We start from the raw sequence: 17,000 nt of genomic DNA, 5'->3' as shown, positions 1-17,000 counted from the left end.
GGTCCGATTTTAGATTTTTCCGACGAAGCGCCCCGGCTTTAAATGGATGCCCGGCCGCTCGTCCCTATGTTGTGCCTCTCGCCACCAACCTGACATCAAGCACATTACGCTCCTGAACCTCTCTTTTTTCAATGGCATCGATGATCATGTCGAAAGCAAGCTTTGCCATCTCACTGATGGGCTGATGGATGGTGGTAATCTGCGGCGTTGTAAGTCTGGAAATCGCAGTATCATCGAAGCCGATGATCTTCAGATCCTCAGGAACCCTCCTGCCAAGCTTAGCCGCCACCTGCAGAGCCTGAGCCGCGATGAGGTCAGAACTGCAGAAGATACCGTCGGTCTCGGGGAAATCGGTAAGAGCCTTCAGGATACTCTCATGGTATTCCATGTCCTTGAACTCCTCAGGATTACTGTTGAGGACTCTTGCATTGACACCCTTTTTCCGACAGACATCCATAAAACCGTCCTCACGGATATCCGCAGGCATCTTGCGAAGTCTGACACTTCCAAGCATTATCAGATTCCTGCAGCCCTTGTTTATAAGCTCCTCGGCCGCAAGCTGTCCTCCCTTATAGTTATCGCAGAGAACACAGCCGGTACCGCCCTCGATAAAACGCTCTATGGTGATGATGGGAAGGTCAAATCTTTTCAGGGTCTCCGGCTTAACCTGATTACTGAAAATGAGAACTCCCGCAACGAGACTGTTCTCACAAAGCTCAAGAAGGTTTTTCTCCTTCTGAGGGTCTCCGGAAGAGCTGCTGACATACAGCTGGAACTGCTTCTCGGAAGCATAACTCTCTATCTCTCCGAGCATCTGCGAAAAATAGGGGTGCACCATATTTGGCACGATAACCGCTATGGCATCGGATCTTCCCTTGGACAGGGTCCGGGCAACCATATTCGGTTTGTAGCCCAGCTTCTCCATGGAGTCATATACCTTTTTTCTTGTCTTCTCGCTTATGTAGCCTCTGTTGTTGAGAACTCTCGAAACAGTCTCAACCGCCAGTCCGGCCTCCTTTGCCACGTCCTTTAATGTAGTTGCCATATTGATTTCCTTTAATAATTATCTTTGAACAGAAGGAATCTACTGCCTCCTGCTCGTCCACGGAGAGACGGTCAGTACTGCTGACATTTTTCTCTCACTTCTCCTTTGATTAAAAAAAGCCGGACAGATAAAATGCCCGGCTTTTTATTATACTTATTCTTTGTGGCAGATTCTATAGAAATCTGTCATGTAGCTCAGGCCTTCGCGAAGCGAACTAAATGACCGGAGTTACCAAACCTTATATTATCGGCAACGGTCTCTTTTTTACTTAACCGCACCGGCAACCATACCTGCGATGATCTGCTTCTGTAAGAAGAAGTACAGGATAAGGATAGGAAGAAGTGTAAGTACAAGTGCCGCCATGATGAGGCCGTAATCCGAGCTGTAGGTTCCGTAGAAGCTGTAGGTTGAAAGCGGAAGTGTATAAAGAGGCTTCTTTCCGAGAACCAGACTCGGGAGCAGATAGTCATTCCAGAACTGCATCGCATTAAGGATAACAAGTGTTGCAGTTGTGGGCTTAAGAAGCGGGAATACTATCATTCTGAAGGTCTGCATCTTGGTACAGCCATCGATATATGCTGCCTCCTCCAGGGACTTGGGAACACCACTCTTCAGGAAACCTGCGTACATGAACACCGACATACTCATTGCAAATCCGGTGTGCATGAAGATAAGTGATAAACGATGGTTAAGGAGTCCCAGGTTTGCACCGTAGATAGATACCAGCGGGATCATGATGGACTGGAACGGGATGATCATTGAAGAGATCATCAGTGCAAATATTACCTTCGCAAGGTTTGTGTTGGCACGGACAATGTAGTAAGCCACCATGGAAGACAATACGATAACTGCAAGTGTTGAAAGGCCCGTAATGAAAAGAGAGTTTCCGAAGGCCTTCATGAATTCCATCTGTTTAAATGCTTTTCCATAGTTGTCGATGCTCATTCCGCTGGCACCGATAAGGTCCATAGGTGCCTTAATGATATCCTTCTTCTGCTTGAAGGAATTGATGATAACCATGAAGAAAGGCACAAGATAAAACAATGCACCGATGGTAAGCAAAATATAGATAATGATATCTTTAATAAGTTTATTGATTCCGCCTACTCTGTCTGCTGCCTTAGGTGATGATGAAATGTTTGCGGAAGTAACATTGGTCTGCTCGCTCATTATGCTTCTACCTCCTGCTTCTTACCTAAATAAACCTGAAGTCCCGAGATCAGTGCAACCACGAAGAACAGGAATACAGCCTCGGCCTGGCCGATACCATACTGTCTTGCGGTAAACGCCTTTTCATAAACGTGCATTGCAACAAGCTTGGTACTGCCGTAAGGCTCACCGCCCGTCAATGTAAGGTTAATGTCGTAAACCATGAATGCTCTTGAAAGAGTAAGGAATATACAAATAACGAATGATGGAACCATGAGCGGCAGAACGATGTGGCGCATCTTAGCCCATCCGTAAGCTCCGTCAATGGAGGCTGCCTCAAGAACATCCTCTGAAAGACCTGTGAAGCCTGCGATGTAAATGAGCATCATGTAACCGCTGAGCTGCCATACAGTTACGATAACCAGTGCCCAGAAAGCCTTGGTGGGATCTGATAACCATGACTTTGAGAAGAGGGCGATGCCGAGATTCTTACCAAACTTTACAAGAAGCTGTGAAAAAACGAACTGCCAGATAAATCCGAGAACGACACCACCGATAAGGTTAGGTGTGAAGAAACCGGCACGGAAAACATTCTGACCGGTTTTGATCCTTCCGGAAAGGAAGTATGCAAAAACAAATCCGAAAGCATTAACAAGAAGAACCGAAAAAACCACATACTTAAGGGTAAGTGCCATGGAATTCCAGAAATTCTTATCTGCCATGAGTGCTTTATAGTTATCAAATCCCACAAGGTTCTTTACTGCTGCAACTCCGTTCCAGTCCGTAAATGTGAGATAGAATCCATAAAGGAAGGGGATTATAACCACACAAACGAAAACGAAGGTACCAGGCAATGCGAACATAAGAAAACTTTTTATTTTGTCACCGGTTGTACGGCCAAGAGAATTCATATTGATCTGCCTTTCTACAAAAAAATCAGGACATATATAACATTTAAGCCGATGGACCGGGGGACGAGATTGGTGGTCCATTTTCATCTGGAAATGAACCACCAACCCCGTCCCCATGGTCCATCAATCCCGGAATGTCCGGCATTCCGTCTTGTTTTTCAAGTTTGCGGCAAAAAGATAATGTCCTGAATTATGTTTAAATGTATAACTATATATACTTTTACGTTATGACCATCGACCCGGAAAAAGAACCGTGTTCAAATGGATAATGTTTAATCTGTTAATTAAGCCTGTGCCTGCCAGTAAGCATCGATATCAGCTGCTGCGCCTGCACGGTCTGTCTCACCTGCTACATACTTCTGCATGATAGCACCAACTACTGACCAGTGGTCTGAAGGAGCTACGAAGCTTGAAGAATATGTGTGGCCTTCTGCCATCTTGGCAACGATATCACGGCTGAGAGGATCAAGAGGAGCAACTGTGTTGTTTGAGCATGCAGGGATAAGAGCAAGCTTCTCAACAAGACCGTGCTGTCCTGACTCGGAGTTTACAAGCCAGTTGATGAACTCAAGAGCTGCTTCCTGCTGCTCAGGTGTTGACTGCTTTGCATCAACCATAAGCTGCTTTGTAGGTGAAGCCTGCATTGAAGTATTAGCGAAATCAGCTGTGTCATTTCCAAGTACAAACGGGATGAAGCCATACTCATCATCTGTTGTTGCACCTGCTGTCTCAATGTTTGGCCAAGCCCAGTTACCGTTTGGCCAGAAAGCTGCCTCACCCTCTACAAGGTGCATAGGATCCTCATCATAGTTAGCGCCAAGCGGATCTTCCTTGTTGTAGTTGTACTCAAGGATCACATCCATTGTATCCATGAACTGGTTGAAACGCTCATAATCCTCAACCTTCTGAGAACCATCCTTAAGAGCTGCCATGATCTTGTCAGCACCTGCTGTTGTTCCGTCGTTTGTATCATAGATATATCCGAGCTGGTGAGCACCGAGTGACCAGTCCTCCTTTGAAAGAACTACAGGATTCTCCATGCCTGCTGCTCTTAACTCCTCACAGATTGCCTTGAAGGAATCAAGTGAGTTGATGGATGCAGGATCAAATTCCTTACCGAGAGCATCCTCGATTGACTTCTTTGAGTAAATGATTCCACGACCCTCAACACAGAACGGGAAGCTGTAAACCTTACCGTCGATCTTTGTTGTCATGCTGTCGCAATACTGGTTCCAGTCCTGATCTGTAAGGTCAAGTCCGTACTCAGCGCCAAGTGCGATAACGTCTGTTGTATCAAGGATAGCCATGGTTGGTGCTGTTCCTGAGCTGTACATGGAAGTAACCTTAGTATAAGGAACCTCACCTGCTCCGCATGCAAGAACCTCAAGGTTGATGCCTGTCTCCTCTGTAAATGTTCCTGCAAGCTCCTCAAGAGCTGTCTGGATCTCACCCTTTGAGTTAAGGATGGTGATCGACTGTCCTGCAAGATCTGATGTATCAGCTGCTGCCTGAGTCTCTCCTGAAGCCTCTGAAGCTGCTGCAGCTGTTGTAGCCTCTGCTGCCTTTGTCTCAGCAGGTGCCTGTGTCTCCGGTGTTGTGCTGCTTCCGCATGCTGCAAGTGAACTTACCATTGCTGCTGTCATGAGTAATGCAGCCATCTTGTTAATGCTTTTTTTCATGTTCTTCTCCTCTAATCTAAAAATAACTCCTGTTTAATGTCATGCTCTGTCAACCGCTTGACACTTGATGTATCTAGAATATAACGCTATTCACAAATTCTGTCAATCGGACAACATAACTTTGTACATATTGTGTAACATTTGACATCGTTTTTTGTGCGATTTTTTGTATAAAAATGCCGCTATCCCTATTATTTAAGGATAACGGCATTTTTTAATGTCAATATACTTTATGCACTTTTAATAAATTATACCGCTAATTTTACACATATAAACCTGTGATAAAACGCTATATGACTCATTCAGCTGCAGCGTCAGTCAGTGAACCACTAACACCGTCCCACCGGTCCACCAAGTGAACTGTCATCATACTGATTTGGGTATATTACGCTGTTGTGATTGCATAGCTGTAATCTGAGAAGTCAACCTTAAGGCTTGCTGTATGACCCTGGTTGTTCCAGGTCATGGTCATCCTTGTGCCATCGGTCTCAACCTTGAACTCGGCATCAAAGGAGAAGGCAGGGCAGGTGTTACGGAATCTGAGAAGCTCGATCTGCTTTGAAACTACATCCGATGCAAGTCTCTTCTCCATCTCTTCCGGAGAAAGGTTTGTACGGTTGATCTCCTTGTGTCCTGCGGCACCGGCGCGCTTAACCGCTTCGTGGTCATTCTTTCCGGCAAAGAGGTCAAGATACCATACCTGAGGCTTTCCGGGCATGAACATCTGGATAGCACGTGCAAGGAGCATCTTCTTATCGTCCTCGCCGAGAGCACTGTAGTAGGTAGCATTAACCTGATAATACATGTTCTTCTTTCCGTGAAGATCCTTTACGAGACCGCCTCTTCCCACGATGGTATCGATAAGGTTTTGGATTTCCTCCTCGGGAAGAAGTCCCTTAAGGTCAAGAAGAGGGATTCCGTCATGGCAGCCCAGCATGTTGACTGTGCGGATCTTGTCATTAACGATCTCCAGTGCCCAACGCGCCAGATCCTTGCCGCTCTTCTTCTCCATGGCGTCGATAAGGAGACCCGGAAGGAAGAAGTCATAAGTCATGTAGCCCATGTCGGCAACCTTCTTGTAAACCTTCTCGCCGTAGCTTGCATGGATCTCAGGGAGAAGTGTTACATGATACTTGTCGGCAAGCTCGCGAACCTTTGAAAGAAGATCCCATGTGTCGGGCTCGTTCATAAAGTTCTTCTTGCCCGGCTCCTTCGGAGCATAAGCAAAGGCATCGAGACGAACGATGGAAGCACCGTAGCCCGAAAGAGCCTTGAGAGTATTGTCATAATGCTCCCACACAAGATCGGACTTAACATTGAGATCCATCTGTCCTAAATACTTGCGGTTTGACTCAAGGTAATCGATAACCTTGTTGCGATACTCTTCAAAACCGGTGAAGTCGATCTCAGAAGGCTTTTTGCCTGCATCAAGCCCGGCATTGACCTTCTCGCAGATACGCTCTGCAGCAAGGAACTGGATGTCCATGGCACCCATCAGATCCATAGCATCGGGACGCTTGTAGATAACCTCCTGATAGAAGGTGTTCCAGTAAGGCACATCCTTACCATCGGGCATACGGACCATAAGGATGGGAAGTCCCGGCTTACGGAAGAACATGTCCTTGATGTACTCATCGTCAGGCTGGATATAGCCCTCCTCTGTCATCTGACCCTTGCCCTCCCAGAACTTGTTCCAGTTGATAAAGAAATCAGCATACTTTGAGTTCTCACCGTTTTTGATGAGATCCTGGAATTGTGGTGACAGCACCGAAGCGTGATTAAGGATGAAATCCAGCTTCAGGTTAATGCCAAGGGCGCGAAGTCTCTCAAGATCCTGCTCACTTCCCATTTCGCGGTTGATACCATAATCTATAACAGAAAATCCACGGTCCAGATCTGTGTTGAAAATGCTTGGAAGAATGTAGAAGGACTGGAAGCTGTCTTTCATCTCCGGCTTCTCAAGGAAGCTGACTACATCGCTGAGTCTGCCACCCATGCTGTCAGGGTAGGCATTGAGCATAGGGCCGTTATCGGTGTAATGTTTCTCCATTTATATAAACTCCTCTTATAATTCATCGGTTATCCACCGGGGGACGGTTCTCGCCGGTAGGGACGGTTTTCCCCGACAGGGACGGTTCTCCCCGGCAGGGACGGTTCTCCCCGGTAGGGTCGGTTCTCCCCGGTAGGGACGGTTCTCCCCGGTAGGGACGGTTCTCCCCGACAGGGACGGTTCTCCCCGGTGGCTCGTCCCCGGTGGTATGGTTTAGAACTGGTCTTTCATCAGTTCCGTGTACTCGTCAAAGCTTATAAGGTTGCCGTTCTTCGCGCAGATGATGCCGGCCTTGTGTGCCTGGTCATGAAGCTTTCTCTGCTCAATCTCGAGAACCATTGTGGTGAATGCGCTGTCAGTCTTACCGTCGCGGTTTCTGGATCTTCTGTGGGCCAATGTCTCCGCCGGTGTGCTGTTGAGAAGTACCGGAATGTCTACGCCCTGAAGGAAATCACTGTTGCCGTGAGTCCACTCGATAATGAGGATCTGCTTGTCCTTAACATTAACCTCATCGTACCAGAGGCTGGCCGCATCTCTGCCCATGCGCTTAAGCCAGAGACTCTCAGCTCCGTCCTTGAAAGCACTGATGATGGTGCTTACCTCGTCGAAATCTGTCTCGTTTGGTGTTCCGAGATAACCTGCGAGACCCTTGCGGCCTGCTGCAAGATATGACTCAAACCATGCATTTCCATCAAGATGGGACTTGTCTGCATCTGTGTCCTCCTGCTGCCACTGACGTACCTCCTTGAAACGGGCGTCTGTGTAGTCGCCGGCATCGATCATGCCTCTTACTGCGCTCTCACGGAAAATGTGAAGACGCTCGGCATCATTGTACATAGGGATGCGGTGAGGATAGTTATCACCTGAAAGGATATAGGCGCCGATGCCTGACTGCTCGAAGAACCATGCAAGTACGGAAGCGATCTCTGACTTTCCTACTCCTGAACCGCCGCAAACGCTGATAACTGTGCGCTGGTAAGGGTTCTCCTTTATCTTCTTTGCAAGCTTCTCGGCAAGAGTCGGGAAAATAACATTTGCCTTAGCTATGTGGGACTCGTCGATCTCGATCTTGTCTCCCGGCATATCTCCATGAGGAATGTCTGAAGGAACTTCCTTAGTTTCCCATGGAAGGACGCTCATGAGCTTCTCTTCGAAATCTGTTGTTGGTGTATTGATTTTATCGTAATTTTTATTCATATGGATCTCCATTCCGCCGCTTTCATCCGGCGGTACAAATAGTGATGAAAAATACTATTTGCACTATTTTCGTTAACATATGTTAAATATGTTAAGCGGTTGACATATCTACGTTAACAAATTCTCAATCATCTGTAAAGAGATTTCTTGACTTTATATTTTGTTTATACTTTTTAGACTTCTTTTAGGTGTGAGACATATTTCAGTCACAAAGCTCCGCTATTATATACACAAGTTACAAAAAGATGTAACACAAAAAAGCTTTTCATACTCATACTCCGGAGATGTAATACAACTCCGGAGCCCCCTTCAGAAACAACGGTCGATAATGTGTATGAGAAGAACGGTTTGTAAAATATCGTTCCTTTCAAGCATGACCGTTTCAAATATACTTAGTAAGAGTTCCGATTTTCCCCTTCAAAGAACTCTTGACATACAAAAATAAGAATAGACATTGAGAAGACCCCATCGAAGCGTAAAAGCTCCGGTGGGGTCTTTGGTTTTAGGAATTTATCAGAACCTGAAATCTCTCCTGTTGGAATTCCTGATCTCCTTTATATTCTCCTCGGCGATGGTTCTTACCTTTTCAGCCGGGATCTTCTTAAGCTCTTCCTCGATCATCCTGTAACCCTTTTCCTTTGTCTCAGGGCTTGCATAGTCTTCGAGATACTCCGCAAGAGTCATAAGGGCATTGGGATGACAGCAGTTTAGGATCTGTCCGTTCTTGCAGAGCGCCATGAAACGATCTCCTGTTCTGCCGGCACGGTAGCAGGCGGTGCAGAAGGAAGGAATGTGTCCGGAATCCATAAGCCAGCTCACAACCTCATCCAGAGTTCTCTGATCCGAAACGTCGAACTGCTCCGTGTCATGAGGACGCTCTTCCTCGGTGTAGCCGCCAACAGAAGTTCTGGAACCGCCGGAAACCTGTGAAATTCCCACTCTCAGAAGCTTCTCACGCACCGACGCAGTCTCTCTTGTGGAGATGATCATTCCGGTATAAGGCACTGCCAGGCGGATGCAGGCCGCAATTTTTGTAAAGATCTCATCGCTGATTCCATTATCAAACATGTCAGGGTCAATGTCGTCGGCCTTCTTCACTCTCGGAACACTGATGGTATGCGGACCAACCCCATGAACCGCCTCAAGGTGCTCGGCATGCATGATAAGTCCCGCAAACTCATATTTATACATCTCAAGTCCGAAAAGCACACCCAGACCCACATCATCGATGCCACCCTCCATGGCGCGGTCCATAGCCTCTGTGTGATAAGCGTAATCGTGCTTTGGCCCCGTAGGATGAAGTGTCTCATAGCTCTTCTTGTGGTAAGTCTCCTGGAACAGAATATAGGTTCCGATACCTGCCTCCTTGAGCTTTCTGTAATTCTCAACCGTAGTTGCCGCGATGTTTACATTAACACGGCGAATGTCTCCGTTTTTGTGATGTACCCCGTAGATAGTGTTAATGCATTCGAGAATGTACTCGATGGGATTGTTCACGGGATCCTCTCCGGCCTCAATGGCGAGACGCTTGTGACCCATATCCTGGAGGGCAATGACTTCAGCCCGCACCTCTTCCTGTGTGAGCTTCTTTCTGCTGATATGCTTGTTCTTCAGATGATACGGGCAGTAAAGACATCCGTTGATGCAGTAATTTGAAAGATAGAGGGGCGCGAAAAGCACAATCCTGTTGCCGTAAAAAGCAAGCTTTATTTCCTCTGCGATCTCATACATTTTTTCGATTTTGTCCGGAAGCTCCGTAGCAAGGAGCACCGATGCCTCACGGTGGGTAAGACCTGCACAGGTGCAGCCGTTACCGTTCTTTACAGGCCTTGCCTTCTCAAGTATCCGGTCGATAAGCTCAACGTCATTCTTGTGTGCCTCCGCATACTCCAGGGTTTCAAGGATCTCCTCGTCATTGATAAATTCCTCCGCTTTAAGTGATTTCGGGTTGTAAACAGCCATACTATTATCTCCTTTTACTATGTATTTACGGTTGATATTCCTGACATCCGGCCAGGATGTTATCCAACTGTTATTTCTTTGATCCTGCTTAGTGTTCTTAAAGTTTTTTATGTGTTGCTATTTTTTGAGTTTGTTTTTTATAAGCCGCGCCAATGGGTTTACTATTTTTTCTCAACTACCACGTATCCAATCTTCTCCATGCGCCTTTTCAGGTTCAAAAGATTCTCCGCAGACTCCGCACCGGTGGCAAGCTTCCCGTCATACAGAAGGTATTTGCCACGCACATTGGCAGGTGACAGATTCGGCATGACGACATTGGCACCGGACAGGATTCCCTTTTCCCGGCCCTCCGGGTCAAGAGTTCCCAAAGCAGTTGTGGCGGGCAGCAGCACCTTCGGACAAATGATCCTGATTACGGACAAAAGAAAACAGGTGAGCTCCACCGATCCTGCACTGTAACCGGAAAAGGGGGTGTCATGATGCGGGATAAAGGGCCCGATGCCGCACATTTCCGGCTGAAATTCCTCCAGGAACTTTAGATCCCTGGCAAGGTTTTCCGTGGTCTGAAAGGGCGAACCAACCATAAATCCGGCACCGGTCTGAAAGCCCAGCTCCTTAAGCGCCATTAGGCACTCCATGCGATGCTCAAAACTCATCTCCTGCGGATGCAGCTTCCGATAATGCTCCCGATCCGCAGTCTCGTGCCTAAGAAGATACCTGTCCGCTCCCGCCGCACGTAACCTCTCAAAGCTTTCCCGGCCTCTCTCACCAAGGGACAGGGTCACAGCACAGTCGGGATACCTTTTCTTTAGCTGCCTTATAAGCTTTTCCAGCCTTTCATCCGTATACCATGCGTCCTCGCCTCCCTGAAGGACAAAGGTTTTGAAACCAAGTCTGTAGCCGGTTTCCGCCGCAGAGAGAATCTCCTTTTCGCTCAGTCTGTACCGTTCCGTGCGCCAGTTGCTCTTTCTGATACCGCAGTACAGACAGTCATTTTTGCAAATGTTACTGACCTCGATGAGCCCGCGGATCAGGACTTCATTGCCATAATTCTCTTTTCGGACTTTGACCGCATGTTCTCGCAGTAACTCCTCCGTATCATGGTCTCTGTATCTAATGAGGTATATATATTCTTCTGTCTCAAGCTTTCGTGAATCCATCAACTTATAAACAAGCTCATTCATATAATTATCCATTAAATACCCTAAGGCTCCTCTCCAAAATCCCGGTCATCTTCGCGATCACGATCCCGTAATTCGTGAAGGGCACCTGCTGATCTTCGGCACACCTCATACGGTAACGCATTTCTCGCTCGGTATTCATGCAGCCTCCGCAGTGAATAACCGCCGAAAATCCGCTGAGATCCTCCGGAAAATCCTTCCCGGAACAGGTCTCTATGCTAATGCCCTTCCCGCTGTATTTTCTCAGCCAGTTGGGGATCTTCACCGTTCCGATATCCCCGCATTGCCTGTGGTGTGTGCAGCCCTCCGCCATCAGAATCCGATCCCCGTCCTTAAGGTGGTTCAATGCCTCAACCGCCTTTACAGAGCTCTCCAAAGTTCCCTTGTACTTTGCCATCAAAATGGAAAATGAGGTTAATGCTACCTCCTCCGGAACCACACTACTCACATAGGAAAACACCTGACTGTCGGTAATGACTACATCCGGTTTTCTGCCAAGTCCCGAGAGAGTTTCCTTCAGTTCAGAATCTCTCGTCACAACAACAGTGGCGCCTTTGTCAAGTGCGCTTCGGATGGCCATCTGTTGAGGCATTATAAGCCTGCCCTTGGGTGCCGCCTTGTCTATGGGGATAACCAGCACCGCCAACTGTCCGGATCCTATAACCCCATCCAGAAGTGACTTAGAGTCTTCATTCTCCTTCAAAAGGGCTCCGATTCTTTCCTTCAGTTCCTCGATTCCGGCTCCTGTTTTGGCACTGACATATATGATGTCCTCTTTCGGAGGCTTTACTCTGTCCTTTTCGATAAAGCAAGTCCCTGCTTCTCTTTTTTCGGAATTTATTTCTTCTGAATCCAAAGACCTCCTCTCCCCTGAATCGGCATCTTTAATTTGTATCGCATCGATCCCATGGGATTCCTGACAGTTCAAAGACCTCCTCTCCCCTGAATCGACATCTTTAATTTGTATCGGATTGATTTCATGGGATTCCTGACAATCAGCTGCAAAAAAAGCATCTGAAATATCAGCTTTGTTCCAAACCACCAGATACGGTATCTCGTGCTTTTTGAACATTTCAAGAAGCAGCCTGTCCTCCGACCTCATGCCGGTCTCTGCATCTACAACCAGCACCGCTATGTCAGTCCGGTTGATGACCTGCCTGGTTCGTTTCACCCTGAGATCCCCAAGCATTCCTTCATCATCGAAGCCCGGAGTATCGATGATGACCACCGGACCCAGGGGCAACAGCTCCATTGACTTTGTAACCGGGTCGGTAGTTGTTCCCTTAACTTCGGAAACAACTGCCATATCCTGACCTGTGATACGATTAACCAGGCTGGACTTTCCCGCATTCCTGCATCCGAAAAAGCCTATATGCAGCCTGTTGGCAGATGCCACCGAATTCATATTTTCCTGTTGACTCAACTTTTTCCTCCTCTATAAACGCATGTTTTTCGCCGTTTATCTCTGACATACAGATGCAGATCTAATTGGCTCCTAAATAAAAGAGGGCAGTATTAACCGCCCTCAATAAGATTAAATCGTAAAAAAAGCCGGAGGGTATACTTCCCCTCCGACTCTTATTGCAGGTTCCAACGGAACCTGTTGTGGCTCCGGCCTTCGCACAGCGAACTAAATAACCGGAGTTACCAATCTTTTTTATTCACGTCACTTTCACCGCAAGAGCCGAAGCCGTTTTGGTGTCAGGGGCTTATTCAATTTTCATATATCCAAGTAACAACTTTACTGCCTTGTGCAAATCACCTTTGCCGTAATCTCAGGGATACGACCGAGAGCACCGGTTAAGGCATTGATCTTATCTACGGGTGCATCCATAGCAACGCAGATTACATTGATCGCTTTCTCACGATATGGTATTCCCATACGTCCGATGATATACTGACCATACTCATGAAGCAGTTCGTTAAGCTGATTGGCTGCCTCATAATCTTCAACTATAATACTTAAAACCGCAACTCTTGTTTCCATGTCTCCTACCTCTTAAAAACTTTCAGCTACGATAATAGGATAACCATGTTCAAAGCTTCTGTCAACAAACATAAACCATAGTAATTAGCCTATATAAGCCATAGTAGTAACAGTTCAGTCGGTGGCCAGGGGGACGGGGTTGGTATATGACACTTAGAATAACGTCTGTAAGAAATCTGCGTGTCTAAGCTGATCTGTTTTTGATGTATTTGACACGCAGAATTACACCCGTAAGAAATCTGCGTGTCTAAGCTGATCTGTTTTTGATGTATTTGACACGCAGAATTACACCCGTAAGAAATCTGCGTGTCTAAACTGATCTGTTTTTGATGTATTTGACACGCAGAATTACACCTATAAGAAATCTGCGTGTCTAAACCGATCTGTTTTTGATGTATTTGACACGCAGAATTACACCTGTAAGAAATCTGCGTGTCTAAACTGATATTATCAGTAGCAAAAGAGTGCCGGTTCTCATTTTTGAGAACCGGCACTCACTCCTGCTATCATTCACTTCATCTCATCGATATGCTCATCTCTGAGATTTTCGAATTCTTTTTCTATTCTGGCTTCTATTTTTTGAAAACCCTCTTTGTATTTTCCGGCTGCTTCCCGAAGCTTTTCAAAGCCTTCAGAGCCGCCCTTTAATGTCGGGTTGTTTTTAAGCATGCTTGCAACCCACCAGTTCATGCGGCCTGACTTTTCATCTCCGCCATCCTCCAGCACACGAAGACGTTCTGTCATGTGAAGGCTGTGGAGCTTTAGTCTGACTGCCTTTGCGGCTGCCAGATTACCTTCAGTTTCGGCGATGGATTTCACTTCGGAAACATTGGCCTTTGCCTGCTCCTCAAGTTCCATAAATTTAGTTTTGGCCTCTGAGATATTGAGTTTAAGTGCCTGAATCTCCTCACTGTTTGCTGCGAGATTTTCAAGACGCTTTTTGATATCAAGAGCACCGATTACAGAGAAGATAACATCTTCAATAAACAGTGTGTACAGCATGGTGACCGCAACCACAAATCCGGTGTAGGTCCAGTCCTTAGAGATCACAGAGAACCGGGGATGAATAAACTCGATGAAAACCACCGCAAGAGCTCCCCAGGCGATAGATGTGTACAGGCAGATATATCCGTGAAAGTTGAGTGGATTCTGACTGTAATCCCACCATCTCATATGGAAGATATGAAACATAAGATATCCGGTAACCAGCTCCAGTGCCGACCCAACCAGCATTCCCGTGAGAAACGCTTTCCAATACTCACCTTTGAAAGGACCGGCAAACGCAAGCATAAGTATCGCTCCCGACCCGTAAATCGGAAGCCAGGGGCCATGACAGAAGCCCCGATTCAGAAGCTTTTGCTCCTTTATAGAACAGTAGGTCGACTCAAACACCCACCCCAGCATGCAATAAAGAATAAAAAACAATGCCCACTGAAGAATAGTATAGTCCTCAAATATCCATAGGTTTTCAGTATAAACATACATAAGCCATCAACAATCTCCATCGTTTTTGTTATTAAAAGTATCATTTTCGAGTTTTAAGACTTTTAACTTATCATCCTGATACTGTAGAAGTTGTTTATCATTTGTGTAAAAAATACTTGCTCCTGTAATGGGGTCTGACCCCCTTACGATAAAAAGACTGCCGCCGAAGCGACAGTCTCATTCTTATTCAAATTCCTTTGATCACTCAAGTATCGGCTTTACTGCTGCTGCCAGCTTGTCCTTCTCTGCCTCTGCTTCCTTGAGGTCCTTGCCGAGGGTTGTGAAGTAAGTCTTGATCTTCGGCTCTGTACCTGAAGGTCTTACAACGATGGTTGAACCGTCATCGAGACCGTAGATGAGAACGTTAGCCTTTGGAAGTCCTGTCTCCTCTGTCTTCTCGTAATCGGTAACCTTAACAACCTTCTTGCCTGCGAACTCTGCCGGAGCTTCCTTACGAAGACCTTCCATGATGGAAGCCATCTTGTCCATTCCGCTGAGACCCGGGAACTCGAAGGAATCTACCTTATTGAGGTAACGTCCGTACTCCTTGTAGATCTCCTCAAGTCTCTGCTTGATGGAGGATCCGATGGAACGGTAGTAAGCAGCCATCTCGCAGATAAGCATTGAACCAACTACGGCATCCTTATCTCTTACGTAAGAGCCTGAAAGGTATCCATAGGACTCCTCGAATCCGAAGATGAAACGCTCAACCTCGCCTGCTGCCTCAAGCTGTGCGATCTGGTCGCCGATCCACTTGAAACCGGTGAGAACCTCTCTCAGCTCAACACCGTAATGCTCGGCAACAGCATTGGCAAGAGGTGTTGAAACGATGGACTTGACTGCTACAGGCTTCTCAGGCATAGTGCCCTGCTCCTTGCGGCCTGCGCAGATGTAATCAAGAAGAAGTACGCCCATCTCGTTTCCGGTAACGAGCTCATAGCTTCCGTCCGGGCACTTCATGGCGATACCTACACGGTCTGCATCGGGATCAGTTGCGAGGAGAAGGTCTGCACCCTCCTTCTTGCAAAGCTCGAGACCCTTCTGCATAGCCTCAAAGATCTCAGGGTTAGGATACGGGCAGGTTGTGAAGTAACCGTTCGGGTACTCCTGCTCGGGAACGATGGTAATGTCGTCGATGCCGATGTCATTGAGAACCTTGGTAACGGGAACAAGTCCGGTTCCGTTAAGAGGAGTGTAAACCAGCTTGAGTCCTGAGTTCTTTGCAACACCCGGACGAACCTGGCGTGACTCGATGGCATCATAAAGACCCTTCTTGCAATCATCGCCTACGAACTTGATGAGACCCTTCTCAACACCCTCTGAGAAGCTGATGTACTTGGCACCTGTAAGAACGTCTGTCTTCTGGATCTGCTCGTAAACGATTGCTGCAGCATCATCTGTCATCTGGCAGCCGTCGGGGCCGTATGCCTTGTAGCCATTGTACTTTGCAGGGTTGTGAGATGCCGTAACCATGATACCTGCATTGCACTTGTAATAACGTGTAGCAAAGGAAAGTGCGGGAACCGGCATAAGCTCGTCATAGATACGAACATTGATGCCATTGGCAGCCAGAACACCTGCTGCTTCACGTGCAAAATTCCAGCCCTTGAGACGAGAGTCGTAACTGATGGCAACTGTCTGTGTTCCGCCCTGAGTCTTTACCCAGTCAGCAACACCCTGTGTAGCCTGACGGACAACCCAGATATTCATACGGTTTGTTCCGGCACCGAGAGTTCCTCTGAGACCTGCGGTTCCGAACTTAAGTGCAACCGCAAAACGCTCCTTGATAGCTTCATCATCACCCTTGATTCCCTGAAGCTCAGTCTTTAAATCAACATCCTGGAGGTCGGCAGCAAGCCAGCGCTCATATTCATCTTGATACATATTTAGTTCCCCTCTCTATGACCCGCCATGCATGATTTTTGCACGGTCGAGGTGATTAATGATAAATGTAAAAAACTACTTATAAATATACCAATTTTAGCGTGTATCATCAAGAGCCTGAGGGCATCCATTTTGGTGGACGGATCCACACCAGTAACAGTTCAGCCGACCCATACCAAATGGAGAAACATCCTTTCCTCCATTCGCCCACCCCACTATAAGTAGTGGAAGGACTTATGGTTACGACCCCACCCCTGCTCATGGAGGAAAGGATGGAGAATGATGCAACTTCAAATAGACCAGTCAAACTATGACTGGTCTGCCTGCAAAAAGATCTTTGATGCTCTGAAAAATGTTCATCCCTCGGCGTTTTATTGTCCTTATGACGCTCATTATGTCACAGAACATTTGGATTCCGCTTTCTTTACGAAATCCACCTGACATCTTTTGACGCTGTTTGCACATCCTGA

The 17,000-nt window shown here is 46.9% G+C and carries 13 protein-coding genes; 1 reads left to right on the top strand and 12 read right to left on the bottom strand.

All coding sequences use genetic code 11. The annotated features are described in order from the left end of the window. Positions 1–64: 64 nt before the first annotated feature. The 12 genes from G625_RS0114745 to G625_RS0114690 form a co-directional block, all read right to left on the bottom strand. Entirely contained in the window at positions 65–1,045 is a 981-nt protein-coding gene (locus G625_RS0114745; RefSeq protein ID WP_044933057.1) for a LacI family DNA-binding transcriptional regulator, read from the bottom strand. A gap of 264 nt (positions 1,046–1,309) precedes the next feature. Continuing rightward, entirely contained in the window at positions 1,310–2,215 is a 906-nt protein-coding gene (locus G625_RS0114740) for a carbohydrate ABC transporter permease (RefSeq protein WP_084152926.1), read from the bottom strand. After that, positions 2,215–3,105, bottom strand: coding sequence for a carbohydrate ABC transporter permease (locus G625_RS0114735; protein ID WP_029201698.1), 891 nt, complete (start codon positions 3,103–3,105; stop codon positions 2,215–2,217). The genes G625_RS0114740 and G625_RS0114735 overlap by 1 nt, the downstream gene beginning before the upstream one ends. Before the next feature lie 284 nt (positions 3,106–3,389). After that, positions 3,390–4,784 carry an ABC transporter substrate-binding protein gene (locus tag G625_RS0114730; protein ID WP_029201697.1) on the bottom strand — a complete coding sequence of 465 codons (1,395 nt, stop codon included), beginning with the start codon at positions 4,782–4,784 and terminating at the stop codon, positions 3,390–3,392. Positions 4,785–5,169: 385 nt separating this feature from the next. After that, on the bottom strand, positions 5,170–6,834 hold the full coding sequence (locus tag G625_RS0114725; RefSeq protein ID WP_029201696.1) for an alpha-amylase family glycosyl hydrolase: 1,665 nt from the start codon (positions 6,832–6,834) through the stop codon (positions 5,170–5,172). A gap of 213 nt (positions 6,835–7,047) precedes the next feature. After that, complete coding sequence (locus tag G625_RS0114720; RefSeq protein WP_242826649.1) at positions 7,048–8,031, bottom strand: adenylylsulfate kinase; 984 nt, start codon at positions 8,029–8,031, stop codon at positions 7,048–7,050. Between the two features lie 513 nt (positions 8,032–8,544). Then, positions 8,545–9,993 (bottom strand): [FeFe] hydrogenase H-cluster radical SAM maturase HydG, encoded by a 1,449-nt coding sequence (hydG, locus tag G625_RS0114715; RefSeq protein WP_029201694.1) that lies wholly within the window; start codon positions 9,991–9,993, stop codon positions 8,545–8,547. A gap of 161 nt (positions 9,994–10,154) precedes the next feature. Beyond that, positions 10,155–11,189: a [FeFe] hydrogenase H-cluster radical SAM maturase HydE gene (gene hydE / locus G625_RS0114710; protein WP_242826648.1), complete on the bottom strand. Its 1,035-nt coding sequence runs from the start codon at positions 11,187–11,189 to the stop codon at positions 10,155–10,157. Beyond that, positions 11,182–12,579 (bottom strand): [FeFe] hydrogenase H-cluster maturation GTPase HydF, encoded by a 1,398-nt coding sequence (gene hydF, locus G625_RS0114705; protein ID WP_029201692.1) that lies wholly within the window; start codon positions 12,577–12,579, stop codon positions 11,182–11,184. Before hydF ends, hydE begins: the two co-directional genes overlap by 8 nt. Before the next feature lie 336 nt (positions 12,580–12,915). After that, complete coding sequence (locus G625_RS0114700; RefSeq protein WP_029201691.1) at positions 12,916–13,161, bottom strand: TM1266 family iron-only hydrogenase system putative regulator; 246 nt, start codon at positions 13,159–13,161, stop codon at positions 12,916–12,918. 510 nt (positions 13,162–13,671) lie between these two features. Next, positions 13,672–14,646, bottom strand: coding sequence for a putative ABC transporter permease (locus G625_RS20275; RefSeq protein ID WP_044933054.1), 975 nt, complete (start codon positions 14,644–14,646; stop codon positions 13,672–13,674). A 201-nt stretch (positions 14,647–14,847) separates the two neighbouring features. Beyond that, on the bottom strand, positions 14,848–16,530 hold the full coding sequence (locus G625_RS0114690) for a phospho-sugar mutase (protein WP_029201690.1): 1,683 nt from the start codon (positions 16,528–16,530) through the stop codon (positions 14,848–14,850). A 279-nt stretch (positions 16,531–16,809) separates the two neighbouring features. Here G625_RS0114690 and G625_RS22575 point away from each other — a divergent pair, with 279 nt between their 5' ends. Next, on the top strand, positions 16,810–16,971 hold the full coding sequence (locus G625_RS22575) for a hypothetical protein (RefSeq protein ID WP_156885126.1): 162 nt from the start codon (positions 16,810–16,812) through the stop codon (positions 16,969–16,971). The last annotated feature ends 29 nt before the right edge of the window (positions 16,972–17,000 follow it).

The sequence above is a fragment of the Oribacterium sp. NK2B42 genome, from assembly GCF_000424445.1.
Taxonomy (GTDB): Bacteria; Bacillota; Clostridia; order Lachnospirales; family Lachnospiraceae; genus Oribacterium.
The sequence above is the reverse complement of the archived record's forward strand: the minus strand, read 5'-3'. Positions and strand labels throughout refer to the sequence as shown.